Below are 25,419 nucleotides of genomic sequence, written 5' to 3' on the forward strand. Positions count from 1 at the left end.
GAGGAACCGCGTGAGCATGCGTGTGAGATCCCGTGCGGCCCTCGCGCTCGCCGCGGTCGCGGCGACGATGAGCGTGACGGCCCCGACAGCGACCGCGGTCCCCGGGTGCGGTGGCTTCCGCGACGCCGGTTACGGCTACTACTACGACCACTGCGGCCCGACCCAAGTCAAGATCAACATCGATGTGGCCCGCCGGCCTGACCAGACCCGGTGCGTCAACCCCGGTGACAATCTCCTGTGGCTCAAGGTGAACGGTCCCGAGGCTCGGGGCGCCTGGTACGTCGGCCTCTGCTGAGCGCTCCGCCGTCGCTTACGCACTGAATGAGTCATTGAGGTACTTGAACGCACCGGATGACTCATTCAGTGCGTTCGAGGGACTGATTGCGATCTGCTGAGCAGCACGACCATCAGCAGCAGCGCTGCGTCGGTGGCCACGAGCTGGGCTCGTTGCACCAGGCCGACCCAGGGGCCACCGACCAGCAGCGCCGACAGCAGTCCGGTCGTCGCGAGCGCCGAGAAGCACGTCCACAACACGAATCGCCCTTGTGCGCCAAGGAGGTTTCGCATCCTCAGCAGGCCGACGACCGCGACGAAGATCCCGCAGAACACCAGCACGCTCGACGCCTGGTGGATCTCGTGGGACAGCGACACGGTGTTGTCGATCTCGCGCTGACGGCACGCGCGGTCGATGCTCGGCGAGCAGTCCATGGACACGAGCGCGTCCAGCACCGTCACCCCGCCGAACACCGCGAGCCCGGCGCCGACGAGCCGCGCGGACCGCCGGGGCCACAGGGACACGGCGGCGGCCACGAAGAGCAGGCCCGCGATGACATCGGTGGTGCGGAACAGGAAGCGGTACGGCTGGTCACCGGCCATGTGCTCGGAAACGTAGCTGTGCACCAGGCTGAGGTCGTCGGGCAGCACGAACTCCAGCAACCACGCCGAGTAGACGACCGTGCCGATCAGGATCAACCAGCGGGTCATACCGAGGAACCCTCGGGGCGCACGAACGGGAACAGCACGGTCTGCCGGATCGTGCCGCCGCACAGCATCATCAGCAGCCGGTCCACGCCGAGGCCGAGCCCGCCGGTCGGCGGCATGCCGTACTCCAGCGCCCGCAGGAAGTCCTCGTCCAGCTCCATCGCCTCGACATCACCGCTGGCGGCCTTCATGGACTGCGACTGCAGCCGCTCGCGCTGCTCCACGGGGTCGGTCAGTTCGGAGTACGCGGTGGCGATCTCCGCGCCGAACGCGATCAGGTCCCACCGCTCGGCCAGCCGCGGGTCCTCGCGGTGCTGGCGGGTCAGCGGCGACACGTCGGTGGGGTAGTCGCGGTAGAACGTCGGCCGCACGGTCTGCCCCTCGACCAGGTGCTCGAACGCCTCCACCACGTACTTGCCGCGGCTCCACCCGTCCTGGAACGGCACGCCGGCGGCGTCGAAGTGCTTGCGCAGGTCCTCCAGCGGGGTGTCCGGGGTGATCTCCTCGCCGAGCCGCTCCGCCAGCGCCTCGTGCACGCCGATGACCGGCCACTCACCGCTGATGTCGTGCTCGGTGACCGTGCCGTCCGGGTTGACGTGCCGCGCCACCTGGGCCCCGTGCGCGGCGACCGCGGCCTCCTGGATCAGCTCGCGGACGGTGTGCAGCATGGTGTTGTAGTCGGCGTAGGACTGGTACGCCTCCAACATGGTGAACTCGGGGTTGTGCGTGGCGTCCGCGCCCTCGTTGCGGAAGTTGCGGTTCAGCTCGAAGACCCGGTCCACCCCGGCGACGCAGAGCCGCTTCAGGTACAGCTCCGGCGCGATCCGCAGGTACATCCGCATGTCGTAGGCGTTGATGTGCGTCACGAACGGCCGCGCGGTCGCCCCGCCGTGCACGGCCTGCAGCATCGGCGTCTCGACTTCGAGGAAACCCCTGGCGTGCAAGGACTCCCGCAGCGTCCGGACCACTGTGGACCGTGCCCGCAGCATGGTCCGCGACTCCGCGTTGACCACCAGGTCGAGGTAGCGCCTGCGCACCCGCGCCTCGGCGTCGGCGAGGCCCTTGCGCTTGTCCGGCAACGGGTGCAGGCATTTCGCGGTGATCACCCACTCGGTCACCGAGACCGACAGCTCACCGCGCCGGGAGGTGATCACCTCGCCCTCGACGCCGACCTGGTCGCCGAGGTCGATCGCGGCCTTCCACGCCGCCAGCCGCTGCTTGCCCAGCTCGTCCTCGGACAGCATCAGCTGCAGTTCACCGGTGAAGTCGCGCAGCACCGCGAAGCACAACCTGCCGACCTCGCGCTTGGCGACGACCCGGCCCGCGACGCTGACCCGCCTGCCCGTCCGGGTGTCCGGCGCCGGCTCACCCGCGGACTCACGCACTTCGCCGAGCGAACACCCTCGGGTGAAGCCGACCGGGTAGGCGTCAACGCCCTCGGCGCGCAGCCGGTCGAGCTTGTCCCGCCGCACCCGGACCTGTTCCGGCAACCGCCGCACGGCCTTCGGCTCGCGCACCCGGTCCTCGATCGCGTGAACCTGCCGCACGAACTCCTCGGCGACCTCGGGCGTGAGCAGTTCCCGCCGCGCCGCGCTCGGCCGCAGCAGCGCGCGCCTGCTCGGCACGAAGCCCTCGGCGACACCGGCGATCAGGCTGACCCGCGCCAGCTGGCGGGCACTCCGGTAGCAGAGGAAGCGCGGGTCCCACCGCGGCCCGTACTTCGCGTTCGACCGGTACAGCGACTCCAGCTGGAAGAACCGGGACGCGAAGCTCAACGCCCAGCGCCACAACCGCAGCACCGGACCCGCGCCGATGCGCGCGCCCTCCTCGAAGACCGCGCGGAACATCGCGAAGTTCAGCGAGATGTGCTGCACCCCGAGCCGCCCACCGGCCTCGACCAGCTCGCAGATCATGAACTCGTTGAGCCCGTTCTCCGCGGTGCGGTCGCGCCGCATGAGGTCCATCGACAGGCCGGTGCGGCCCCACGGCACGAACGAGAGCAGCCCGCGCAGGGTGCCGTCGGCGTCGTAGGCCTCGACCATCACGCAGCGCGCGTCCGACGGGTCGCCGAGCCTGCCCAGCGCCATCGAGAAGCCGCGTTCGGTCGCTTCGCCGCGCCACGCCCGTGCCGCCGCGATCAGCTGGTCCATCTCCTCGTCGGGGATCTCGCCGTGCCTGCGCACCCGGGCGCGGTACCCGGCGCGCTCGACCCGGCTGACCGCCTGCCGCACGCCCCGGCGCTCGCGGCCGGTGAGGGTGAAGTCGCGGACGTCCAGGATCGCCTCGTCGCCGATCTCCAGCGCTTTCAGCCCGGCCTCGGTGTAGGCGTGCGCGCCCTCCTCGCTCGCGCCGAGCACCCCGGGGACCCAGCCGTAGCTGTACGCCTCGGCCAGCCACGCGCTGATCGCCGCCGGCCACGCGTCCTCGTCGCCGATCGGGTCCCCGCTGGCCAGGCAGGTGCCGCCGATGACGCGATAGGTCACCGCGGCGCGGCCGGAGGGGGCGAAGACCACGGACTTGTCCCTGCGGGTGGCGAAGTAGCCCAGTGAGTCGCCGTCGCCGTGCTCGGCCAGCAGCTCCCGCAGCGCCAGTTCCTCCTCCTGGGCGAGCAGCCGTTTGCTGCGCGCCGAGCGGAAGAACCGGGCCAGGGCGTAGGCGCCGACCAGCGTGCCGCCGAGGTCCAGCAGGAAAGTCAGCCACGAGCTGGACGCCTGGTCGATGCCGATCTGGTTGATCGGGATCCAGTTGCCGGTGACCTGGCTGAAGGACCACAGCAGCTGCTCCAGGGTGCCCGAGGGGGTGTTCGGCGAGAACGGCGCCAGGCCCCAGCCGATCAGCGTCATCAGCACCATGCCGATGGCCAGCGAGCCCAGCGCCCGCCACCCCGCGCCCTCGTTGAGCCGGGCGGGGAACGCGGGCCGCAGGACCAGCAGCACCGCGATCAGCCCGATGCCGACGAGGTTCGTCATCACCAGGTCCCACAGGGTGTCCGAGACGGCCAGCTCGCGCAGGTCGTCCTCGGACACCGTGGTGTCGCCGACGGCCAGCAGGTACAGCCAGATCAGCGCCACGATCGCGTTGTAGACCACGACGTAGAGCACCTGGAAGAGCACCAGCACCCACAGCGCCGCCCGCTTGCGCCTGCGCAGCGCGGCACCGAGCACGGCGAGCACCAGGACGATGAAGATGTTGCTGTCCACCGGGAGGCCGGTGTACTCGAAGACGGTGCGGATCGCGTCGGCGACGTCGGTGTAGTCGTCGCCGAGCAGTACGAGCACCAGCGAGCAGAGCGCGCCCAGCTCCACGACCGTGGCCACGATCGCGGCCGCGGCGTGCTTCCACGCGGGCACCTCGTGGCGCGGCGGGCGACTGCCGCGTTCCGGCTCCTCCACGCTATTGGTGGCCGCCCGATTCCCGGCGTCGGCGGAATTCCTGCCCATGTCCCGACTTCTCCAGCTCGTCATGCGGTCACCTGCTGGGCGAGACTAGCCGAATGGGAAGCAACGCCCCCTCGCATTCCGAGGATCTCCGTAGCGGCCACGTCGAGGTCACCGGGGAACCGGTGCGCGCGGCGGTCGCGCTGTGCTCGGGGCTCGGCGGTCTCGCGTCCGACTGGCGTCCGGTCACGCGGTTGCTGGAACCCGGTGTCGCGGGCGTCGCGTTCGAGATCACACCTGGCGGGCTCCCGCTCGCCGAGTGCGTCGCCGCGCTGGAGGACATCCGCGTCCGCTACGCGGCCGGAGCACCGTTCGTGCTGGTAGGGCACTCGATGGCGGGGCTGACGGTCGAGGCGTACGCGAGGACGCACCCGACGCTGCTCGCCGGTGCCGTGCTGGTCGACCCGAGCCCCGAACCACCGGGCAGCACGGCCGTCGACGACCCGCTCGGCAAGGCCGTGCGCCTGCTGCTGCGGCGGGGCACCCTGCCGCGGCACCCCGGACTCGCGCGGCGGCTGGGGCCGGCGCTGCGCTCGCTGATGATCACTTTCGGCACTCTCTCCGAGCCCGATCCCGACCCGGTGACCGCCCGTGCCCGATTTGCCGATTCCGTCCTTCTCGCCGATATTCTCGCGGAGTTCGCCGCCTATCCCGATCGCATTCGGGAGCTGGAAAAGATGCGCGCGACATCAAGGACCGCGCCGCCGATTCCGTGGACTGTGCTCACGGCGGCCTCGGCCATGGGCGGCGGCCGGTCCGCGGCCCGGTTGCTCGCCGCGCACGCCGACCTCGCCGCCGTCAGCCCGCTCGGCAGGCACGAGATCGTCGGGGGAGCGGCGCACCTGCTCGGCATCGACCGCCCCGACGTGGTCGCGGGTGCGGTGCACGACATCGTTCGCGCTTGTCAGCGGCGTGCCGCATGATGCACGCGTGGCATTCTTCCGTCGCCGCTCAGCGGCCCCCGAGGGCGTGATCATCGACGACCCCGCCCTGGACGACGACGCGCTGCGGGTGGCGCGAGACCACGCGCGCCGGGGGGACTGGCACCCGGCGGAGGAGCTGTTGCGCGACGTCGGCGACGACTGGGACCGCAGGGGGCACGCGGTCGACGTGCTCGCCCAGGCCACCGTCGAGGACGCCGGGTGGGCCGACCAGTGGTGCGCCGAACGCCCGGCCGACGCGGGCGCGGCCGCCGTGCGCGGCTGGGGCGAGGTGCACCGCGCCTGGGCGATGCGCGGCGCGGACTGGGCGGAGAACACCGGCAGCGAGGCGTTCGAGGGCTTCTTCCAGGGGCTGACCCGGGCGCGCGGGCTGTGCCGGCGGGCGATCGAGCTCGGCCCGGACGACCCCACCCCGTGGGTGGCGATGCTCTGGCTGGCGATCGGCCAGGAGGAGCCGCAGAACGAGTTCCGCCGCCGGTGGAACCAGCTCACCGCGCGCGACCCGCACAACCGCCTCGGGCACATCGCCGCGTTGCAGTACCTCGCCGAGAAGTGGCACGGCTCGCACGAGCAGATGTACGCGTTCGCGCGCAAGGCGACCGGCCCCTGGGCCGCGGTGCTGCCCTTGCAGGCGCACGCCGAGTACGTCCTCACCGAGGAGGGCAAGGGGTTCAAGCACGCCTACAAGGTGGCTGACTTCTGGAAGGAATCGCCCGAGGTGGAGGCGGACATCGACGCCGCGCTCGCCTGGCTCGGCGGCTCCGAACCCGGGCACGCCATGGCCCTGCACGACCGCACCGTCGTCGGCTACGCGCTGGCCCAGGCCGAGCGGTGGGCCGACGCGCGGGAACTGTTCTCCCGCATGGGAAACCAGGCCTACGAATATCCCTGGTACTACCAGGGCGACCCGCTGAAGGCGTTCACCAGGGCGCTGCGCAGGGCCTACTGAGTGAGAGCGGCGTGGGCGGCGTCGACCGCCGCCTTGCGCAGCTGCTCCCTCGGCACGTGCGGGAACTGGATGGTGCAGTCCTGCAGCCCGCCGAGCGCCACCACCGCCCGCGCCGACTCGGCCAGGCTCGGCGACGGCGGGAACAGCAGCTCCGCCAGCCGCTGCCGCCAGGTCAGCACGATCTCGATCATGCCGAGCTCGGCCAGCGTGGTCATCTCGGTCAGCACCAGCACGATCAGGTCGCGGTGCTCGAAGTGGAAGTCGAAGTAGCCCTCCAGCAGCGCGCGCTGGTCGACCTCGGCCAGCTTCTCCTGCCGCAGCAGGAACGCCTCGCCGTCCTCGATGAGCGGCTGCACGATGCTGCGCACCAGCTCCTCGCGCGAGGCGAAGTGGTAGTACAGCGCCGGTTTGGTGATGCCGAGCTCGGCGGCGATGGCCTGGAGGCTGGTCTTCTGCACACCCTTCCTGCGGAAGAGATCGCGCGCGACCGCCTGGATGCGCTGTCTGGTGTCGGAAGCCCTGGCCACCCGCCAAGCGTACTTTCGTCCGCTTCACCGCCGGTTCGGCGCCAGTACTCGGGCGTCGATGATGATGTCCTCCACCCGCGCGGCATCGGGGATCGCCTCCAGCACGATCGGCCGTTGCAGCGCCGCCTCGGGGGTGAGCGCTGTGCAAGGGCGCCCACGACGGAGGACCAGAAGACGATGGCCGGTGCCGTGACCGGGACGATGACGATGTCCGACGAGTCGAGGAACGGGTGCCGGACGGGACTGCCGGTCCACAGCACGCGTTCACCGGGGAGCAGCTCGTCGACAGCGGGCCACCGGGTGAACCGCGTACCCCGGACGAGCGTCGCGAGCACGGCAGGTCCGTTGGACGACACTGTGCCGCTGCCGTCCTCGTGCTGCTTGACGTTCGGTGCGGACAGCTCGTCGAGGCGCTTCGACCGTTGCCTGCGCACGCCGAACGGAGCGGTGGAGACGATCACTCGGCGATCGGTCACCGCGTACTGCGCGGAGCGGACGGTGAGGTAGCGCAGCACGAGCCTGCCGCCGAGCAGGTACAGGCCGATCAGCGCGAAGACACCGCCGAAGACGACGAACCGGGTCCGGGGGCGCTGACCAGGACGCCGGCGGTGATCCCGCAGAACACCAGGCTGAACGGGACCAGGTAGAGGTCCGCCGCGTCGAAGATCCGGTGCCGCACGGCGAGGTGTGTACTTAACGGTCGGTAAGTGTCAGTATGGGCACTTACCAACCGTTAAGTAAGGGGGCGAGATGCGGGTGCTGATCTCCGGGGCGAGCATCGCCGGACCGGTGCTGGCGCACTGGCTGACCAGGTACGGGTTCGACGTGACGGTGGTGGAGCGCGCGCCCGCGCTGCGCAGGACCGGCGGGCACGCGGTCGACCTGTTCCGGCCGGCGATGGACATCTCCGAGCGGATGGGCGTGCTGCCGGGGATCGAGGACCGCGCCACCGGCACGCGGCGGATGACGCTGCACCGCGAGGGCGTCCGCCGTGCCGCTCCGATCGACCTCGGCAAGCTCTTCGGTGTCCTGTCCGACCGGCACGTCGAGATCATGCGGGACGACCTGAGCCAGCTCTACTACGACGCGAGCAAGGCCGACGCGGAGTACGTCTTCGGCGACTCGATCACCGCGATCTCCGACGACGGCGAGGTGCGGTTCGAGAACGCGCCTGCGCGCCGCTTCGACGTGGTGGTCGGCGCGGACGGGCTGCACTCGAACGTGCGGCGGCTCGTCTTCGGCGACGTGCCGAAGATCCACGTCGGCGCGTACCTGGCGGTGCTGTCCGTGCCCAAGGGGTTCGCGGGCGACGGCGAGTTCCGCTGCCATCTGGGACCGGGACGGCTGAGCGGGGTCTACAGCGCGCGGCACCTCGACGAGGCGCGGGCGCTCTTCCTGTTCCACAGCGAACGGCCGCTCGACTACCACCACCGCGACGTGCCGAGGCAGAAAGAGCTGCTGCGCCATGCGTTCTCGGACATGCACCCCGAGGTGGACGGCTGGCTGGACGAACTGGACCGCACTCCGGCGTTCTACTTCGACTCGATCACCCAGCTCCGCACGGACGCCTGGTCGCGCGGCCGGGTCACGCTCGTCGGCGACGCGGGGTACTGCCCGGGGCCCGCGGTCGGCGGGAGCACGAGCCTGGCCGTCCTCGGCGCGTACGTGCTCGCCGGTGAACTCGCCGAAGCCCGCGGTGACCACGAGCGCGCTTTCGCCGCCTACGAACGCGAAATGGCCGACCTGGTGCGGAGAAGCCGCGTGTTCGCCCTGCGGGCTGCGAAGACGCTCATCCCGAAGTCCCGCCTCGGGGTGTGGGGACTGGCCGCCGGCACCCGGCTGCTCACCGCTCTGCCCGCGGGCGTTGCCCGGGCCGTCGCGAAGCTGAACACCCGAGGTGTTCGCATGCACGACTCGATGACCGTCAAGGACTACGCGGTAGCACTACGGGCGCGCTGATCGCGAGCACCACAGCGGGCAGCACGAACGCCGCCCCGTGGCTGAGGTGGTAGACCGGGACGAGGGCGGCGGGGGAGAGGGCTCCGCCGAGGAAGCGCAGCGACTGCACGACCGACACCGCTCCGCCCCGGTTCCCGCCGTGCGAGGTCAGGACGAGCGCGTTCAGGCCGACCAGCATCAACTGCGTCGCCGCACCCGCGAGCGCCCACGCCAGCGCGATCCCGGGCAGCCAGGGCAGCAGGCCGACCGACACCACGAGCGCACCGCCGACGAACGCACCGACCAGGACGCACCGCGTCGAGCCGAAGCGGTCGACGGCCCGGCCCACCGCGCGCGCCGTCAGCAGGCCGCACACGCCGAAGCCGGTCAGCAGCGCGCCCCGGGCTCCCGCGCCCAGCTCGAAACCGTCCGCCAGCCGCAACGAGACCAAGAAGGACAGCCCACCGAGACAGCCCCAGCACGCCATCGCGACGAAGCCGGACCGCAGCACCCGGGGCCGCCACGCACTGCGCAGGCTCGGGCGCTCGGCCGATCTCCCTTGCGGCACACCGAGAACAGCGAGAACGGCGGAGACGGCAGCGACTCCGGCGAAGGCCCAGCGCCACGACAGCTCCGCCGCGAGCCCGCCCACCATCGGCGAGAACGTCTGCCCCGCCGCCTGCATCGAGGCGAACCACCCGAGCGCCCTGCCGAGCCGTTCCGGCGGGGTGACCGCCGCGACCGCCGACAGCAACAGCGGCGTGGTGAACGCGTTCGCGGCGCCCTGAACCGCCCGTCCCGCAAGGAAAAGCGCCTCCGAGTCGGCCAGTGCGCAACACAGCGAGGCCGCCGTGTACACCACGTACGCGAGCACGACGGTGCGCCGCGCGCCCCAACGCTCGCCGTAGGTGCCCGACACCAGCATGAGCGCGGCGAACGGGATCATGTAGACGGTGAGCGACGCCGAGGCCGCTCCCGCCGACACCCCGAACGCGACGCCCAGCTCGGGCAGCATCGCGGTGACCACGCCGCCGCCGAACGGCCCGAGGAACCCGCCCGCGTACAGCCCGGCCGTCAGCCAGGACGGCCTCACAGACCGGGGCGCGGCGGCCCGTCCCCGCCCCACCGCCTGCGCAGGTAGCGCTCGAACTCGGCGGCGATCGCCTCACCGCTGGTCTCGCCCAGCTCGGTCAGCTTGTTGTCCTGGTCGCCGCGCTCCTCGAGGGACCGGACGTAGTCGCGCACGTCCTCGTCCTCCTCGGCCATCTCGCTGACCGTCTGCTCCCACTCCTCCGCCTGCTCCGGCAGCGCGCCGAGCGGGACCTCCACGTCCAGCACGTCCTCGACCCGGTGCAGCAGGGCCAGCGTGGTCTTGGGCGCGGGCGGCTGCGAGACGTAGTGCGGAACGGCCGCCCAGAACGAGATCGCGGGCACCCCGGACTGCACGCAGGCGTCCTGGAACACCCCGACGATCCCGGTCGGCCCCTCGTAGCGCGAGCGCTCCAGCGAGTACCTGGCCGCCGACTCCGCGTCGTAGGCGGTCCCGGTCACCGGCACCGGCCTGGTGTGGGGGTTGTCCATCAGCAGCGCGCCGAGCGTGATCACGGTGGTGATCTCCAGCTCGTTGACGTAGCGCAGCAGCTCGGCGCAGAAGGCCCGCCAGCGCATGTTCGGCTCGATGCCGTGCACCAGCACGATGTCCCGGTCGGAGCCCGGCGGGCGGCACACCGACAGCCGCGTCGTCGGCCACTCGATCCGCCTGGTCACGCCGTCGACGTTCTTCACCGACGGCCTGCTGACCTGGAAGTCGTAGTACTCGTCCGGGTCGATCTCGGCGAGCGGGGCGGCGTCCCAGATCAGCAGCAGGTGCTCGATCGCGGTGCTCGCCGCGTCACCGGCGTCGTTCCACCCCTCGAACGCCGCCACCATCACCGGGTTGTTCAGCTTCGGCAGCCCGCCCGGCTCGCCGGTGGCCCCGTGTGCGCCGCGCGCGAGGTCTGGATCTGTCACCGCGCCAGCCTACGACCCCGCACCGACCGTTTTCGCCACCGCCGCCGACGTGCCGTCCCACCCAGCGGACGCCGGGGCCGTCGCCGTGGGCCGCGGCGGAGCGCTCCCACTACGCTGGCCGCATGGCTGATCGCGTCGCATCGCCGCTGCTGGACGTCCTTGACCAGCGCATTCTGGTCGCAGACGGGGCGATGGGCACCATGTTGCAGGCGTGGCCGCTGACCCTGGACGACTTCCAGGGGCTGGAAGGCTGCAACGAGGTGCTCAACGTGACCCGGCCCGAGGTCGTCGCCTCGGTGCACCGCGCCTACTTCGAGGCGGGCGCCGACGCGGTCGAGACCAACACCTTCGGCGCGAACTGGGCGAACCTGGCCGAGTACGACTGCCCGGAGCGGATCTTCGAGCTGGCCGAGGCGGGCGCCAGGATCGCCCGCGGTGTCGCCGACGAGTTCGCCACAGCCGACCGGCCGCGCTTCGTGCTCGGCTCGATCGGGCCCGGCACCAAGCTGCCCACCCTCGGCCACGTGCACTTCGCCACGCTCCGCGACGCCTACCAGGAGCAGGCCAAGGGCATGCTCGCGGGCGGCGTCGACGCGATGCTGGTGGAGACCTGCCAGGACCTGCTGCAGGCCAAGGCGGCGATCATCGGCTGCAAGCGGGCGATGGCCGAGGAGGGCCGCCACGTCCCGATCATCGCCCACGTCACCGTGGAGACCACCGGCACCATGCTGGTCGGCAGCGAGATCGGCGCCGCGCTCAACGCGCTCGAACCGCTCGGCATCGACCTGATCGGCCTGAACTGCGCCACCGGCCCGGCCGAGATGAGCGAGCACCTGCGCCAGCTGTCCAAGCACTCCCGCGTCCCGCTGTCGGTGATGCCCAACGCGGGCCTGCCGCAGCTCGGGCCCGCCGGCGCGGTCTACCCGCTCGGCGCGGACGAGCTGGCCGAGGCGCTCGCGGGCTTCGCGACCGAGTTCGGCGTCCGCCTGCTCGGCGGCTGTTGCGGCACCACGCCCGACCACATCCGCGCCGTCGCCGAGGTCGCCGAGGACCTCACCCCCGCGCGGCGCAGGCCGCGTCCGGAGCCGGGCGCCTCCTCCGTCTACCAGGCCGTTCCCTTCCAGCAGGACGCGTCCGTGCTGATGATCGGCGAGCGGACCAACGCCAACGGCTCCAAGGCCTTCCGCGAGGCCATGCTCTCCGGCCGGTTCGAGGACTGCGTGGAGATCGCCCGCGGCCAGACCCGCGACGGCGCGCACATGCTCGACCTCTGCGTCGACTACGTCGGCCGGGACGGCACCGCGGACATGTCCGAGCTGGCGGGCAGGCTGGCCACCGCGTCCACGCTGCCGATCATGCTCGACTCGACCGAGCCGGAGGTGCTGCGCGCGGGCCTGGAACGGCTCGGCGGGCGGTGCATCGTCAACTCCGTCAACTACGAGGACGGTGCCGGCCCCGACTCCCGCTTCCAGCGGATCATGCGGCACGTCAAGGAGCACGGGGCCGCCGTCGTCGCGCTGTGCATCGACGAGGAGGGCCAGGCGCGCACCGCGGAGTGGAAGGTCCGGGTCGCCACGCGGCTGATCGAGGACCTGACCACCAACTGGGGGATGCGGGTCAGCGACATCGTGGTGGACACCCTCACCTTCCCGATCTCCACCGGCCAGGAGGAGGTCCGCCGCGACGGCATCGAGACCATCGAGGCGATCCGCGAGCTGAACCGCCGCTTCCCCGAGGTGCAGACCACCCTCGGCCTGTCCAACATCTCCTTCGGCCTCAACCCGGCCGCCCGCCAGGTGCTCAACTCGGTGTTCCTGCACGAGTGCGTGCAGGCCGGGCTGACCACCGCGATCGCCCACTCCTCGAAGATCCTGCCGATGGCGCGCATCCCCGACGAGCAGCGCGCCGTCGCTCTGGACCTGGTCTACGACCGCCGCCGCGAGGGCTATGACCCGTTGCAGCGCTTCATGGAGCTGTTCGAGGGCGTGAGCGCGTCCTCGGCCAAGGCCTCCCGCGCCGAGGAGCTGGCCGCGCTGCCGCTGTTCGAACGGCTGGAGCGGCGCATCGTCGACGGCGAGCGCAAGGGACTGGAGGCCGACCTGGACGCGGCCCTGGAACAGCGCCCCGCGCTGCAGATCATCAACGACACGCTGCTCGGCGGCATGAAGACCGTCGGCGAGCTGTTCGGCTCCGGCCAGATGCAGCTGCCGTTCGTGCTCCAGTCCGCCGAGGTGATGAAGTCCTCGGTGGCCTACCTGGAACCGCACATGGAGCGCACCGACGACGACGGCAAGGGCAGGCTGCTGCTGGCCACCGTCAAGGGCGACGTGCACGACATCGGCAAGAACCTGGTCGACATCATCCTGTCCAACAACGGCTACGACGTCGTCAACATCGGCATCAAGCAGCCGATCAGCACCATCCTGGACGCCGCGGCCGAGCACAACGCCGACGTGATCGGCATGTCCGGTCTGCTGGTGAAGTCCACCGTGATCATGAAGGAGAACCTGCAGGAGATGAACTCCCGCGGGGTGGCAGGGCGGTGGCCGGTGCTGCTCGGCGGCGCCGCGCTGACCCGCTCCTACGTGGAGAACGACCTCGCCGAGGTCTACGAGGGCGACGTCCGCTACGCCAGGGACGCCTTCGAGGGGCTGCGGTTGATGGACGCGATCATGGCCGCCAAGCGCGGCGGCGGCGAACCCGCGCTCTCCGCGGAGGAGCGGGCCAAGGCCGCCGAGCGCAAGGCCCGCCACGAGCGCTCGCGCCGCATCGCCGAACAGCGCAAGGCCCGGGCCGAGCCCGAACCCTCGACCGATCTCGGTCGTTCCGACGTCGCCGTGGACCTGCCGCTGCCGACCCCGCCGTTCTGGGGAACGCGCGTGGTGAAGGGCGTTCCGGTGGCGGACTACTCGGCGCTGCTGGACGAGCGCGCCACCTTCCTCGGCCAGTGGGGCCTGCGCGGCAGCCGCGGTGGCGACGGCCCGACCTACGAGGAGCTGGTGGAGACCGAGGGCCGCCCGCGGCTGCGCTACTGGCTGGAGCGGCTGGCCACCGAGAACATCCTCCAGCACGCCGCGGTGGTCTACGGCTACTTCCCCGCGGTGGCCGAGGGCAACTCCGTGCACGTGCTGACCGAGCCGCGGCCCGACGCGCCGGTGCGGCACACCTTCGAGTTCCCCCGCCAGCGGCGCGACCGCAGGCTGTGCATCGCCGACTTCATCCGCCCCCGCGAGCTGGCGCTGGCCGCCGGCGAGGTGGACGTGCTGCCGTTCCACCTCGTCACCATGGGCCAGCCGATCGCCGACTTCGCCAACGAGCTGTTCGCCAAGGACGCCTACCGCGACTACCTGGAGGTGCACGGCCTCGGCGTGCAGCTGACCGAGGCGCTGGCGGAGTACTGGCACAAGCGCATCCGCGAGGAGCTGGTCTGGCCGGACGGCGGCACCGTCGCGGCGGAGGACCCCGGCGACGTCGAGGAGTTCTTCAAGCTCGGCTACCGCGGCGCCCGCTACTCGCTGGGCTACGGGGCCTGCCCGAACCTGGAGGACCGCACCAAGCTCGTCGACCTGCTGGAGCCCGGCCGGATCGGCGTGCAGCTGTCCGAGGAGCTGCAGCTGCACCCCGAGCAGTCCACCGACGCCTTCGTGCTGCACCACCGCGAAGCCAAGTACTTCAACGCATAAGGAGATCCCTGTGACCAGACCGTCCGCAGCGTCTTCCTCGGACGGCCCGGCGGCCGTGCTGTGGGACATGGACGGCACGCTGGTGGACTCGGAGAAGATCTGGGACATCCCGCTGGCCGAGCTGGCGGTCCGCCTCGGCGGCGAGCTGAGCGCGGAAACCAGGGCGGAGATGGTCGGCTCCAACCAGGAACGCACCCTGCGGCTGCTGTTCGCCGCGCTCGGCCTGCCCGCTGAGCCCTCGGCGCTGGCCGACGCGGGCGAGTGGCTCGTCGCCCGCACCGCCGAGCTGTTCGCGGCCGGCCTGCCCTGGCGGCCCGGCGCCCCCGAGGCGCTGCGCGCCATCCGCGACAGCGGCGTCCCCACCGCGCTGGTCACCTCCACGGTCCGCGAGCTGACCGAGGTGGCCCTGGACTCCATCGGCCGCGAGTACTTCGACATCACCCTCTGCGGCGACGAGGTCACCAACCCCAAGCCCGATCCGGAGCCCTACCTCACCGCCGCCGCCCGGCTCGGCGTCGACATCACCCGCTGCGTGGTGATCGAGGATTCCCCCACCGGAGTGGCCGCGGGAGTGGCATCCGGGGCAACCGTTCTGGTCATTCCCTGCGAAGTCGCCGTCGATTCGGGCGAACGCCGGCTTTTCCGCGAATCCCTTGTCGGAGTGGACCTCTCCGAATTGTCCGTGGTTCTGTCCCGCTGATTCGCCATATCCGGTTCTCTGTTTGCGGGGGAGGCCGGACAAGGGCGGGATCGGGTTCCGGGCAGGACGGGCCCTCTGCTGAGACCTCGGAGATTTCGCAGGTCAGCATCGCCTTCGCGAGCGATTCAGGCATGCGCCCATGATTGATGGAGAGGCGATCACACGGAGACTCGGGCGTGAGCCGAGTGGTTACGCTTGGGTGAACGAGGCTGCCATTGCCCAGTTGGACGCGTTGAGCCTGAAGTTGGAGGCGTCGCTGAAGATCTACCGGGACAACGAGGAGCGCAACCGCCGCACGTTCGGTCACGGGGTGTGATGCGGCTTCGCCGGTCGTGCTGCGTGGTGGCGTCGGGCTGCGAGCGAGCGAAGGACCGCGCCTGTCGGGCGATGTTCACCAAGACGATCGTGGGCGAGCCGCGGGCCGCCGGGTTCGACGCGACGACGATCTACGACTGGTTCCACGACAAGCAGGGGCCGCAACCGGCGTGCTCGGCCGCGGAGGCCGTGCTCAAGCAGATCACCCAGATCCACGCGGATGTGCACGGCATCCTCAAGCGGGGGACCGAGGAGTCGCGGGCGTTCTGGACCGGCGGAGCCGCCGACGCCGCCCGCGGTGGGATGAGCCCGATGCTGGCGTGGGCGGACCAGATCCAGCAGGTGGCGGACGGCGCGCAGAAGCAGGTCGTCCTGGTGCGGGACGCCTTCGACCGAGCCAGGAACAGTGTGGAGCCGCCACATCCCGAGCCCGACCCCCGGAAGGTCACCGTCGGGTTCATGCCCTTCGGCGGCTCCGGCGTGAACGACTTCATCAAGTCGACGCAGCAGTGGCAGGCGAACCTGGAGCACAACGTCCGCGTCGCCGAGAGCTACGCGATGAGCAGCAGCACCGCCCTCCAGGCCGTGGCGGAGTTCGCCCATCCGGTCGGGGGCGGCGGTGAGGTGAAGCCGCCCGAGACGCCACCACGGGACCCCAGCCCACCGCCGATCTCTCCCGGCGGCGGAGGCCGACGCGGCGGATCGGAGAGCGCATCGTTCGTGCCGACGCCGCAGCGCGGTGGCCAGACCGGACCGCAGCCGTGGCGGCCCGAATCGGGCAGTCAGAGGGCGCGGTCCAGGCCGGCGGGTGGCCACCAAGGCCGAGGACGGGGAACACGAGCGGCCGTCATGGTTGGTGGAGGTCGACGACGTGTTCTCCAACGACATGCGGAGGGTCGCGCCGCCCGTCATCGGCGAAGAGCCCTGAGCGTGCGAGCACGGATCTCCGCACCCGCCTTCGACGTGCTGTGGCAGCACCACGCCCTCGGCACGAAACCGCCCGCGCTGGCCACGTGCCCCTCGCCGGGCCGGACCACGCGGGAACGGCAGGAGCTGGAGCGGCTGGCCTGGCAGGAGCTCGCGCCGCACGGGGACATGGCACCGGCGATGTCGTTGCTGCGCGCACCGTCCGTGGAGTACTTCGGGTGGTTCGGCGGGATCGACCGCAGCTGGTCGGCGCACGTCGCGGTGGGGCAGCAGGCCGCGCTGCGCGTGGTGGTCGACCGCGACCAGGTCACGCTGGAGACCGTCCCGGCGGCCCGGGCCGCGGAGGCGTTGGTCGCCGCGTTGCCGCCCATGCCGCCGGGCAGCGGCGGGATCTTCTCGGTGCCCGAGCGGCCGCCCGCGCGGGACTCCGTGCTCGTCCAGGCGCACCGGAGGACGCCGAGCTGAGGCGGTGCCGGCTGCTGCTCGAACGGCCGAGAACGGGCGCGGGTCTCATCCTCTCCGCGATCCGCGGCGGGATCGGGACGGCCGTGCACCACTTCGACACCGGCGGCGGCCGGTACCTGTGCGTGCGGCGGGCCGACGCCAGCGGTGAACCCTGGCTGGTCGTCGGTCCCGCCACGGCGAGCGACCTGGTCAGCCGCCTGCGCGCCGCATGATCTGCTGGATCACCTCCGTCTTGGCGTCGGCGTAGTTCTGCACGTACTTCCAGGTGCGCTGAGCCAGTTCGCGCTTGGTCCGCTCGTAGAGCTGCCGGTCCTCGTCACGGGTGCGCAGGTGGTCGCGGAAGCGCACCATCCGGTCGATCTCGGAGCAGCCCGCCGAGAACACGTGCAGGTTGATGTTGGTGTCCGGGCCCTTGAACATCCGGTGCTCGAACCACTCGGGCTCGCGCACCCGGAGCACGTACCCGGCCGCCTCCAGCTGCGGCACGTAGGTGGCCTCGTCCGCGGAGTCGACCACCGCCACGGACATGTCGATGATCGGCTTCGCGGCGAGGCCGGGTACCGACGTCGAGCCGGTGTGCTCGGCCCGCACGAGGGTGTCGCCGAGCAGCGATCGCAGGCGTCTCGCCTCCCGCTCGAACAGCCTCGGCCACTCGGGGTCGTACTCGGCGAGGGTGATCGCGGAGTTGTGGGTGGGGTCGAAGTCCACGTTGGCGGCGACGATCTCGTCGTCCGACAGGGGAGTGCTCATGATCGTGCGTCCCTTCCTGAGAGCAGTCGGCCAGAATAACCCAGGTGAGGCCGATCACCCGAGTCATCCGTTCGCTCCGGTGACCGAAGACCTGCTTGCGGGGTCGAGCAGGGCGAATGTAAGGATTTCGTCGTGACGAAGACGTTCGACGGGTTGTTCGCCGAGCTGACCGAACGGGCAGCGACCAGGCCGGAGGGCTCCGGCACGGTGGCCGCGCTGGACGCCGGGGTGCACGCGCAGGGCAAGAAGGTGCTGGAGGAGGCGGGCGAGGTGTGGATCGCCGCCGAGTACCAGTCCGACGAGCAGCTGGCCGAGGAGATCTCGCAGCTGCTCTACCGCCTGCAGGTGCTGATGATCGGCCGCGGCATCAGCCTCGACGACGTCTATCGCCACCTGTGAGCCCACCGCTACCTCCAGCAGCAAACACCGAGGAGAGAAACGATGTTGCGTGTCGCTGTGCCCAACAAGGGCACACTGGCCGGTGCCGCCTCCGAGATGCTCACCGAGGCTGGCTACCGGCAGCGGCATGAGCAGCGCGACCTGACCGTGCTCGACCCGGTCAACGAGGTCGAGTTCTTCTTCCTGCGCCCCAAGGACATCGCCATCTACGTCGGCTCCGGTGAGCTGGACCTGGGCATCACCGGCCGGGACCTGGCGCTGGAGTCCGGGGCCCCGGTGGCCGAGACCCTGTCGCTGGGCTTCGGCTTCTCCACCTTCCGCTACGCGGCGCCTGCCGGGCGCGAGTGGAAGGTCGGCGACCTGGAGGGCAAGCGGATCGCCACCGCCTACCCGCGGCTGGTGCGCACCGACCTGGCCCGGCACGGGGTCACCGCGGCCGAGGTGATCCGGCTCGACGGCGCGGTGGAGATCTCCATCCAGCTCGGCGTCGCCGACGCGGTCGCGGACGTGGTCGGCTCCGGCCGCACGCTGCGCCAGCACGGGCTGGTCGCCTTCGGTGACGAGATCTGCCGCTCCGAAGGCGTGCTGATCGAGCGCGCGGACTCCCCGGCCGCCGTGTCGACGCTCGACCCCGCGAGCGGGTCCGCGGCGGAGAAGGCCCAGCTGGCCGGGCGCCTGCAGGGCGTGGTGTTCGCCCAGCAGTACATGATGCTGGACTACAACTGCCCGCAGGACCTGCTGGACGCGGCGGTGGAGATCACCCCGGGCCTGGACTCGCCGACGATGTCCCCGCTCGCCGACCCGCAGTGGGTCGCGGTGCGCGCCATGGTCGCCCGCAAGGAGGCGAACCTGGTGATGGACCGGCTGATCGCGTTGGGCGCCAAGGCGATCCTGGTCTCCGACATCCGCTCCTGCCGCCTCTAGCCGAGGCGCCACACCACCGGGGTGCGCACCCCCGGCCTGATCTCGCCGCTGACCACGACGGGGTGCTCCCGCCAGAGCACCGCCGGGGTGGTCGCGGGCGGCGGGCCGGGGAAGTGCCCCGTGGTGCGCCAGGAGTCGCGCGCCGCGTCGTACCGCAGCACCTCCGGGGTGAACCCGGTGTGGTGGTCGTGGATCCAGGTGATCACGTCGTTGTGCTCGTGCCAGCGCGGGGAGCCCTTCGGTTCGCGGTCGCGCAGCGCGGTCCGCTCCTGGATCAGGTTCCACCGCTCCAGGTCGCGGTCGCCGCCGAGCACCAGCAGCCCGTCAGCGGTGGGGTAGGCCAGCCCTGCGGTGACGCACCAGGGCAGGTCGGCGATGCGGCGCCACGACCGCAGGCGCGGCGAGTAGGCGTAGGCGTCGCGGTAGAACTGCCAGCCCGCCGAGGTCTGCGCGCGCCCGCTGAGCAGGTAGAACCGTCCGTTGTGCGCCGCCCCCACCGCGACTGAACGCGGATCACCGGGCCAGGACGGCAGGGTTCGCCACCCGTCACCGGGACGGTCGAGGTCGAGTGCGTAGAAGTCCGCTCCCTCCGCCACGTACACGACCTCGTCGACGATCCCGGCCACGCCGTAGGAGAGCGGACGCGGCAACGGAGGCAGCTGTTCCCGTTCGATCGCTCGCCGCTGCGAGTGGTAGCGCAGGTAGAATACGTCGGCGAACTTCCGGACCTGCGCGAGCGCAGAACCGTTGGGGCCATTGAGAAATCCCTCGCCGCCGATGACGAGGACGCCGCGTGCGGTGCTCAGACAGGCGGAGTAGGCCAGGCTGTTGGGCACGGTGAACGTCGTCGGCAGCCAGGAACCGTCGGGAGCCATGACGAACACGTCGTTCCAGTAGACCTTGCCGAGCGCGTTCGGCCGGTTCGAGGTCTTCGCGGGCTCCGGGAAGTTCGCACCGCCCGCGACGATCAGGTGACCCGCGTGCGCACCGGCGACCGGACCGGCCAGGCCGAGCTGCCGCCAGTGCGGCTTGCCCACGGGGATCGCCGGGTGCCAGGCGGTGGGGTTCGGCGGCATCGGGGCGAGCCGCGACCAGCTCGCGCCCGGACTCGCCCGTGCGGTCGCCGGGAGGAGCGGCAGCAGCGAGGCCGCCGCCGCGAACGTGCGCCTGCTGAACTCGACCATGCCGCCTCCAGACATAGGACGTGGGATGTCCAGTCAGCGCACGGTAGGCCCGGATCCCCGCACAGGCAAGACTCCCCGCCCTCGCCACCGGATTCGAGGCGCCGGACGCGAGTGGTGTCAGCAGGAGGGGGTGTCGCGGCCTTCGCCGAGCGCGGTGAGCGCGTCCACCGCTTCGGTCAGCGTGCTCACCTTGACCAGGCGCAGCCCGTCCGGAACGGTCTGCCGCGCTTCCTTGCAGTTCTCGGCGGGGGAGAGGAAGGCGGTCGCGCCGACCTCCTTGGCGGCGATCATCTTCATCCGGATGCCGCCGATCCCGCCGACCGTGCCGTCCGGCTTGATCTCACCGGTGCCCGCGACGGCCTTGCCGCGGAGCAGGTCCCCGGGCGTCAGTTTGTCCACAATGGTCAGTGCGAAGACCAGCCCGGCGGACGGGCCGCCGATGTTCTTGAGATCGATGTCGACCTTGATCGGCGAAGACGGCTTGAGGTAGGCGCGCGCCGCGTCCTCCGCCACCGACTGCGAACCGGTGAACGCCTTCGTGTTGTCCTGCTGGACCTGCTGGAAGGTCTTGTCCGGCGGGAAGACCTGCTCTCGCGGCGCGAGCGCGTACCGGGACGACGCCCACAACCGCACCGCGTCGAACAGCGTCAGCTCGTCGGTGACCGAGACGGTCGGCAGGTACAGCGAGCCCGTTGTCGGGTACGTCGGCGCGCCGGTGACGTCCACGACCGGTCTGCCGTCGACCGAGGCGAGGGTGTCCCGGATCTCGCCGGGACCCAGTGCCACGTACGGCACGGTCACGGCTGTCGAACCGAGGGCCAGCCCCGCGGCCAGGAACGCACTCAACACCAAGGTCACGACGCGGCGGCTCACGGTCCACACGCTACAAGTACCGCCGGTCACATCCGTGTCGAGCTGGCAGTAAACGCTTGCATTCAACTGGCGATGCGAGGGCTGCTGCCGTTGCAACCATTGATGTAAGCGCTTGTAGTCCGAGGTCCAGAAGAGCTAGCGTGTCGCCATGGCCACCATCGACGACGTCGCCAGGCGAGCCGGGGTCTCGACCGCCACCGTCTCCCGCGCGCTGCGTGGCCTGCCCAACGTCGCCGAGTCGACGCGCGAGCACGTGCGGCGCGTCGCGGCCGAGCTGAACTTCGCCGTCTCGCGGTCGGCGTCCAGCCTCGCTTCCGGCCGCACGGACACCGTGGCGATCGTGGTCCCGCACGTCACCAGGTGGTTCTTCGCGAAGGTGATCAGCGGTGCCGAGGCTGTCCTGCGCGCGGCAGGTTACGACGTGCTGCTCTACTCGATCGGCGACGCGGAGTCCCGCGAGCGGTTCTTCGCGAGCCTGCCGCTGCGCGGCCGGGCCGACGCGGTGCTCGTGCTCGCGCTGCCGATCACGGCGACCGAGGTCGGCCTCCTCGAAGGGCTCGGCGTCCCGGTCGGACTGGTCGGGCACGACGTCGCCGGGCTGCTCTCGGTGGGCATCGACGACGCCGCGGGGGCCCGGGCCGCGACGCAGCACCTGGTGAACCTCGGCCACGAGCGCATCGCGTTGATCTCCGGCGACGACGACCCGCTGGGCTTCACCGTGCCGGGCAAGCGTCGCGATGCCTTCCGGGAAGTGTTGCGCGCCAACGGACTCCGTGCCGCGGGCGAAGCGGTCGGTGACTTCACCTTCGCGGGCGGGGAGCGCGCGATGACCGAGCTGCTGACCCGCAAGGACCCGCCGACCGCAGTGTTCGCCATGTCCGACGAGATGGCGGTCGGCGCGCTGAAAGCCTTGCGCAGGCACGCCATCGAGCCGGGCAGCGGGGTTTCGGTGATCGGGTTCGACGACCACGAGATGGCCGAGGTGCTGGACCTGACCACGGTCGCCCAGCCCGTGGCGGAACAGGGCTCGACCGCCGCTTCGCTGCTGCTGCGCCAGGTCGGGGGACAGCGCGCGGCGGAGCCGGATCGGGTCGTGCTGCCGGTCCGGCTGGTCGTCAGGGGGACCACGGCGCCGCCGACCTGACCAGAAGGGAGCGAAGATGCCCGTTCGTCTCACCGGCCTCGCACTGGTGGCCTGCCTGCTGTCCGCCTGCGCCGCCGAGGTCGACCCCGTCCCGACGCTGGCGATCTACAAGTACCCGCAAGAGCACTTCCAGTCCGTTGTGGACAATTGCAACAAGCGGGCTGCCGGGCGCTACAAACTGGTCTACCGCAAGCTGCCACGAGAGGCGGACGGGCAGCGCGAGCAGCTCGTGCGCAGGCTCGCCGCCGAGGACGCCGACATCGACATCATGGGCCTCGACGTCACATGGGTCGCGGAGATGGCCGAAGCGCGCTGGATCCGCGAGGTGCCACCGGGGGTGCGCGAGGAGGTCGAACGCGGAACCCTGGCGATCCCCCTGGAAACCGCGCGGTGGAAGGGAAAGCTCTACGGCGCGCCGGACAACACGAACGTGCAGCTGTTGTGGTACCGCTCCGATCTGGTGGCCGAGCCACCCACGACCTGGACCGAGCTGCTGGCCGCGGGTGCGGAGCTGAAGAGGCAGGGCAAGCCGCACTACGTCGAAGCGCAGGGGAAGTCCTACGAGGGGCTGACCGTTCTGGTCAACACGCTGGTGAACTCCGCGAACGGCAGCCTCGTCAGCGCGGACGGACAGCGGTCCACTGTGGACAGCGGGGCGGTCGCGGCTCTCCGGCAGCTCAAGGAGATCGCGTCGGCACCCGCGACCAACCCGGCCTTCGCGAGCAGCGCGGAGGACGACGGCAGGCGGGCCATGCAGGCAGGCCGGTCGGCGTTCATGGTGAACTGGCCGTTCGTCTACCAGTCGATGCGCTCGGAGAACCCGGGCCTGTTCCCGCACCTCGCCTGGGCGCCGTACCCGCGGATCTCCGCCGACACCCCGGCGAAGGTCACCGCCGGCGGCATCGACTACGCGGTGAGCAGCTTCTCGCGCTACCCGGCCGAGTCCTTCGACGCCGTGTTGTGCTTGCGGAACAAGGAGAACCAGCGCATCGGAGCGATCGAGGGCGGGGTGCCGCCGACGCTGGAGTCGGTCTACGACGATCCCGGCTTCGCCGAGGCGGTGCCGATGAAGGACGCGATCCTGGACACGTTGCGCACGTCGAGCGTGCGCCCGAAGGTCCCGTCCTACCAGACCGTGTCGTCGACGATCTCCAGCTTGCTGGCGGACCCCGCGAGCCTCGATCCGGCCGCGGTCGCGGCCGAGCTCCGCACGGCCGTTCAGGACGCGCTGGACTCGAAGGGCGTCATTCCCTGAGCGGGGTCAGGGCATCGGCCCCGGCGGCACGGTCGGGGTGACCTGTGGCGTGCTGGTGAGCGTCGCCGTGCCTGCCGGTGCCGCCGTGCGGACCAGGCTGGGGCTGTTGTGGTCGCCGATCGTCGCCGATCCGATGGAGGTCAGCACCGACAGCACGGCCGCCATGCCCGCCGCCGAGGCCGCCGCGCCCCACGGGGCGTCGAGCAGTCCGACCGAGTTGGCCGCGAGCACCGCGACCGCCGCCTGCGCGAAGGTCTTGATCGCGCGCTCGAGGGTGCCGAGCCAGAACAGTTTCGTCCACATAGGAGTGTCCTTTCTCCCGTTGTGCCGTTACCGCTTCCGCCTAGTGCTCGGTGAGCCGGCTCAGCTCGACCATGCACACGTTGAGGTCGACGTGGCCGTCGATGCCCGGCAGCCGGCCCGTGTCGGTGTACTGGTGCGCGCAGACCTTGTCGGTGAGGTAGCCGGGCTGGCCCGGTGTCCGCCCGTAGTGCGCGACCCAGAGCCGGACCCCGTCGTCGAGCCAGTGGTCGGGGTTGAGCTTGTCGCGGAACCAGCTCGTGCTGGCGTAGACCATGATCTGGTGCCTGCCGGTGATCCGGCGGGTCTCGGCGATGAAGACCCGCACCCACTCCGCGAGGTCGCCGCCGTTGTCGCGCTCGATGTCCAGGCACGGCGGCAGGTTGCCCTCGCCCGCGAGGCCGCGCGCGTTCAGCTCGGTGGCGAAGTGCTCGGCGTCGGCCTCCGGCGGGTTGGTGTCGGGCCGGGCGAAGTGGTAGCCGCCGATGGTGAAGCCGACCGAGCGGGCGGCGTCCACGTGCGCGTCGAAAAGCGGGTCCACATAACCGATTCCCTCGGTCGCCTTGATGTAGGCCCACTCGTATCCGGCGTCGCGCACGCCGTACCAGTTCACGTCCTGATGTCGTGAGACGTCGATTCCAGAGCTCATTGCCCCTCCCCCGAGATGGTGGCAACCGGCTTTTGGGTGCCTTTATGAATACCTTGGCACCACCGTCGCCGAATACCGCCTACCGAGGGGAAACCCCGCACTTTCGCGCGACCGTTGGGTCTTCTCAATCCGCGCGATCGGCCATCGTCTCGGTTCCGGCGTCCGGTTCCGGCCAGCCGGGGTAGGCGGGCGGAGTGCCGCCGAAGGACGGGCAGAGCGCCTGGTGGTCGCAGAAGGCGCAGAGTTTGCCGGGATTGGGCCGGAAATCCCCGGTGCGGCCGGCCCGCAGGATCGCCTGCCAGATCGCGTCGAGGGTGCGTTCGAAGCGCAGCAGTTCGCCCTCGTCCGGGGTGTAGGCGAGGTTCTGCCGGTCCGCGAGGTACATCAGCAGCAATTGCCTCGGCACCACTCCGCGCAGCCGCCACAGCACCAGCGCGTAGAACTTCATCTGGAACAGCGCCTTGGCTTCGCCGATTTCCCTCGGCGCCGCACCGGTCTTGTAGTCGACGACGCGGATCTCGCCGGTGGGCGCGACGTCGATGCGGTCGATGTAGCCGCGCAGCAGCACCCCGGAGGGGAGCTCGGTCTCGACGAGCTGTTCGCAGGCCTCGGGTTCGAGCCTGCGCGGGTCCTCCAGCAGGAAGTAACCGTCCACAAGCGACTTCGCCGACTCCAGCCATTCGGCGAGGTCGGGGTCGTCGGCGCCGTCGAACATCTCCGCGAGCAGTTCCGGGCGTTCGGTGAGCAGGTCCGCCCAGGACGGTTCGACCAGGCTCTTCGCCGTGTCCGGAACCCGCTCCTGGGCGGGCATCCCGAACAGCCGCTCCAGCACGGAGTGCACGACGGTGCCGCGCACCTGGGCCCTGGTCGCCTTCTCCGGCAGCCGGTCGACCGCGCGGAAGCGGTAGAGCAGCGGGCACTGCTTGAAGTCGCTGGCCCGGGATGGCGACAGCGCGGGCCGCCGGATCGGCCGCCGGGCCCCGCGCTCGTCGGCCGCGGGGGTGTCCGGTGCGCCAGCTGGGGGGTCGTTCGCGATCTCCGCCACGCCCCGCACCCTAGGCCAGTCCC

At 71.0% G+C, this 25,419-nt stretch carries 22 protein-coding genes and 1 pseudogene; 11 read left to right on the forward strand and 12 right to left on the reverse strand.

Annotated features, from left to right (window positions below; translation table 11 throughout):
- Positions 1–16: 16 nt before the first annotated feature.
- Positions 17–295: a DUF6355 family natural product biosynthesis protein gene (locus BLT28_RS01520; RefSeq protein ID WP_030429247.1), complete on the forward strand. Its 279-nt coding sequence runs from the start codon at positions 17–19 to the stop codon at positions 293–295.
- A 65-nt stretch (positions 296–360) separates the two neighbouring features.
- On the opposite strand, the gene BLT28_RS01525 is transcribed toward BLT28_RS01520, so the two are convergent.
- On the reverse strand, positions 361–984 hold the full coding sequence (locus BLT28_RS01525; protein WP_052407235.1) for a DUF998 domain-containing protein: 624 nt from the start codon (positions 982–984) through the stop codon (positions 361–363).
- Positions 981–4,421 (reverse strand): bifunctional lysylphosphatidylglycerol synthetase/lysine--tRNA ligase LysX, encoded by a 3,441-nt coding sequence (lysX, locus tag BLT28_RS01530; protein WP_081900245.1) that lies wholly within the window; start codon positions 4,419–4,421, stop codon positions 981–983. The genes BLT28_RS01525 and lysX overlap by 4 nt, the downstream gene beginning before the upstream one ends.
- 53 nt (positions 4,422–4,474) lie before the next feature.
- Here lysX and BLT28_RS01535 point away from each other — a divergent pair, with 53 nt between their 5' ends.
- A complete protein-coding gene (locus BLT28_RS01535; RefSeq protein WP_052407234.1) occupies positions 4,475–5,341 on the forward strand; it encodes an alpha/beta hydrolase in 867 nt (288 codons plus the stop codon).
- Positions 5,342–5,348: 7 nt separating this feature from the next.
- Complete coding sequence (locus BLT28_RS01540) at positions 5,349–6,308, forward strand: hypothetical protein (RefSeq protein WP_156050865.1); 960 nt, start codon at positions 5,349–5,351, stop codon at positions 6,306–6,308.
- Here BLT28_RS01540 and BLT28_RS01545 read toward each other — a convergent pair.
- The gene (locus tag BLT28_RS01545; protein ID WP_030429242.1) at positions 6,302–6,835 is read right to left on the reverse strand and encodes a TetR/AcrR family transcriptional regulator; all 534 of its coding nucleotides are present in this window, start codon (positions 6,833–6,835) and stop codon (positions 6,302–6,304) included. The genes BLT28_RS01540 and BLT28_RS01545 overlap by 7 nt on opposite strands.
- Positions 6,836–7,379: 544 nt before the next feature.
- On the reverse strand, positions 7,380–7,514 hold the full coding sequence (locus tag BLT28_RS42370) for a hypothetical protein (protein WP_269459623.1): 135 nt from the start codon (positions 7,512–7,514) through the stop codon (positions 7,380–7,382).
- 71 nt (positions 7,515–7,585) lie between these two features.
- Here BLT28_RS42370 and BLT28_RS01550 point away from each other — a divergent pair, with 71 nt between their 5' ends.
- Positions 7,586–8,794, forward strand: coding sequence for an FAD-dependent monooxygenase (locus BLT28_RS01550; protein WP_030429240.1), 1,209 nt, complete (start codon positions 7,586–7,588; stop codon positions 8,792–8,794).
- Here BLT28_RS01550 and BLT28_RS01555 read toward each other — a convergent pair.
- Both BLT28_RS01555 and BLT28_RS01560 read right to left on the reverse strand, forming a co-directional pair.
- On the reverse strand, positions 8,760–9,866 hold the full coding sequence (locus tag BLT28_RS01555) for an MFS transporter (RefSeq protein WP_030429239.1): 1,107 nt from the start codon (positions 9,864–9,866) through the stop codon (positions 8,760–8,762). The two genes, BLT28_RS01550 and BLT28_RS01555, sit on opposite strands and share 35 nt — an antisense overlap.
- The gene (locus BLT28_RS01560) at positions 9,863–10,783 is read right to left on the reverse strand and encodes a PAC2 family protein (protein WP_407638789.1); all 921 of its coding nucleotides are present in this window, start codon (positions 10,781–10,783) and stop codon (positions 9,863–9,865) included. The genes BLT28_RS01555 and BLT28_RS01560 overlap by 4 nt, the downstream gene beginning before the upstream one ends.
- 122 nt (positions 10,784–10,905) lie before the next feature.
- Here BLT28_RS01560 and metH point away from each other — a divergent pair, with 122 nt between their 5' ends.
- The 3 genes and pseudogenes from metH (at position 10,906) to BLT28_RS41630 (ending at position 17,085) form a co-directional block, all read left to right on the forward strand.
- Positions 10,906–14,466: a methionine synthase gene (metH, locus tag BLT28_RS01565; RefSeq protein ID WP_030429237.1), complete on the forward strand. Its 3,561-nt coding sequence runs from the start codon at positions 10,906–10,908 to the stop codon at positions 14,464–14,466.
- Positions 14,467–14,476: 10 nt separating this feature from the next.
- Positions 14,477–15,166, forward strand: coding sequence for an HAD family hydrolase (locus BLT28_RS01570; RefSeq protein ID WP_269459624.1), 690 nt, complete (start codon positions 14,477–14,479; stop codon positions 15,164–15,166).
- Positions 15,167–16,330: 1,164 nt separating this feature from the next.
- Positions 16,331–17,085, forward strand: a pseudogene (locus BLT28_RS41630) (ESX secretion-associated protein EspG).
- Here the strand turns inward: BLT28_RS41630 and BLT28_RS01585 are convergent.
- The gene (locus BLT28_RS01585) at positions 17,063–17,623 is read right to left on the reverse strand and encodes a GrpB family protein (RefSeq protein WP_030429234.1); all 561 of its coding nucleotides are present in this window, start codon (positions 17,621–17,623) and stop codon (positions 17,063–17,065) included. The pseudogene BLT28_RS41630 and the gene BLT28_RS01585 sit on opposite strands and share 23 nt — an antisense overlap.
- Before the next feature lie 132 nt (positions 17,624–17,755).
- On the opposite strand from BLT28_RS01585, the gene BLT28_RS01590 reads away from it, so the two are divergent.
- On the forward strand, positions 17,756–18,022 hold the full coding sequence (locus BLT28_RS01590; protein WP_030429233.1) for a phosphoribosyl-ATP diphosphatase: 267 nt from the start codon (positions 17,756–17,758) through the stop codon (positions 18,020–18,022).
- Positions 18,023–18,064: 42 nt separating this feature from the next.
- Positions 18,065–18,946, forward strand: coding sequence for an ATP phosphoribosyltransferase (gene hisG / locus BLT28_RS01595; RefSeq protein ID WP_030429232.1), 882 nt, complete (start codon positions 18,065–18,067; stop codon positions 18,944–18,946).
- On the opposite strand, the gene BLT28_RS01600 is transcribed toward hisG, so the two are convergent.
- Together BLT28_RS01600 and BLT28_RS01605 are read right to left on the reverse strand one after the other, a co-directional pair.
- Positions 18,943–20,130, reverse strand: a complete 1,188-nt coding sequence (locus BLT28_RS01600) for a galactose oxidase (protein ID WP_052407231.1) — start codon at positions 20,128–20,130, stop codon at positions 18,943–18,945. The two genes, hisG and BLT28_RS01600, sit on opposite strands and share 4 nt — an antisense overlap.
- 117 nt (positions 20,131–20,247) lie before the next feature.
- A complete protein-coding gene (locus BLT28_RS01605) occupies positions 20,248–21,003 on the reverse strand; it encodes a YlbL family protein (RefSeq protein WP_162184828.1) in 756 nt (251 codons plus the stop codon).
- Between the two features lie 148 nt (positions 21,004–21,151).
- Between BLT28_RS01605 and BLT28_RS01610 the strand changes: the two genes are divergently transcribed.
- Positions 21,152–22,147 (forward strand): LacI family DNA-binding transcriptional regulator, encoded by a 996-nt coding sequence (locus BLT28_RS01610; RefSeq protein WP_030429229.1) that lies wholly within the window; start codon positions 21,152–21,154, stop codon positions 22,145–22,147.
- Between the two features lie 16 nt (positions 22,148–22,163).
- The gene (locus tag BLT28_RS01615) at positions 22,164–23,402 is read left to right on the forward strand and encodes an ABC transporter substrate-binding protein (RefSeq protein ID WP_030429228.1); all 1,239 of its coding nucleotides are present in this window, start codon (positions 22,164–22,166) and stop codon (positions 23,400–23,402) included.
- Positions 23,403–23,408: 6 nt separating this feature from the next.
- Here BLT28_RS01615 and BLT28_RS01620 read toward each other — a convergent pair whose 3' ends face one another.
- The 3 genes from BLT28_RS01620 to BLT28_RS01630 form a co-directional block, all read right to left on the reverse strand.
- A complete protein-coding gene (locus BLT28_RS01620) occupies positions 23,409–23,705 on the reverse strand; it encodes a holin (RefSeq protein ID WP_063766552.1) in 297 nt (98 codons plus the stop codon).
- A gap of 40 nt (positions 23,706–23,745) precedes the next feature.
- A complete protein-coding gene (locus tag BLT28_RS01625) occupies positions 23,746–24,351 on the reverse strand; it encodes a glycoside hydrolase family 25 protein (protein WP_081900241.1) in 606 nt (201 codons plus the stop codon).
- A gap of 124 nt (positions 24,352–24,475) precedes the next feature.
- On the reverse strand, positions 24,476–25,318 hold the full coding sequence (locus BLT28_RS01630) for a RecB family exonuclease (RefSeq protein WP_231950941.1): 843 nt from the start codon (positions 25,316–25,318) through the stop codon (positions 24,476–24,478).
- Positions 25,319–25,419 lie beyond the last annotated feature (101 nt).

It is taken from the genome of Allokutzneria albata, from assembly GCF_900103775.1.
Lineage (GTDB): Bacteria > Actinomycetota > Actinomycetes > Mycobacteriales > Pseudonocardiaceae > Allokutzneria > Allokutzneria albata.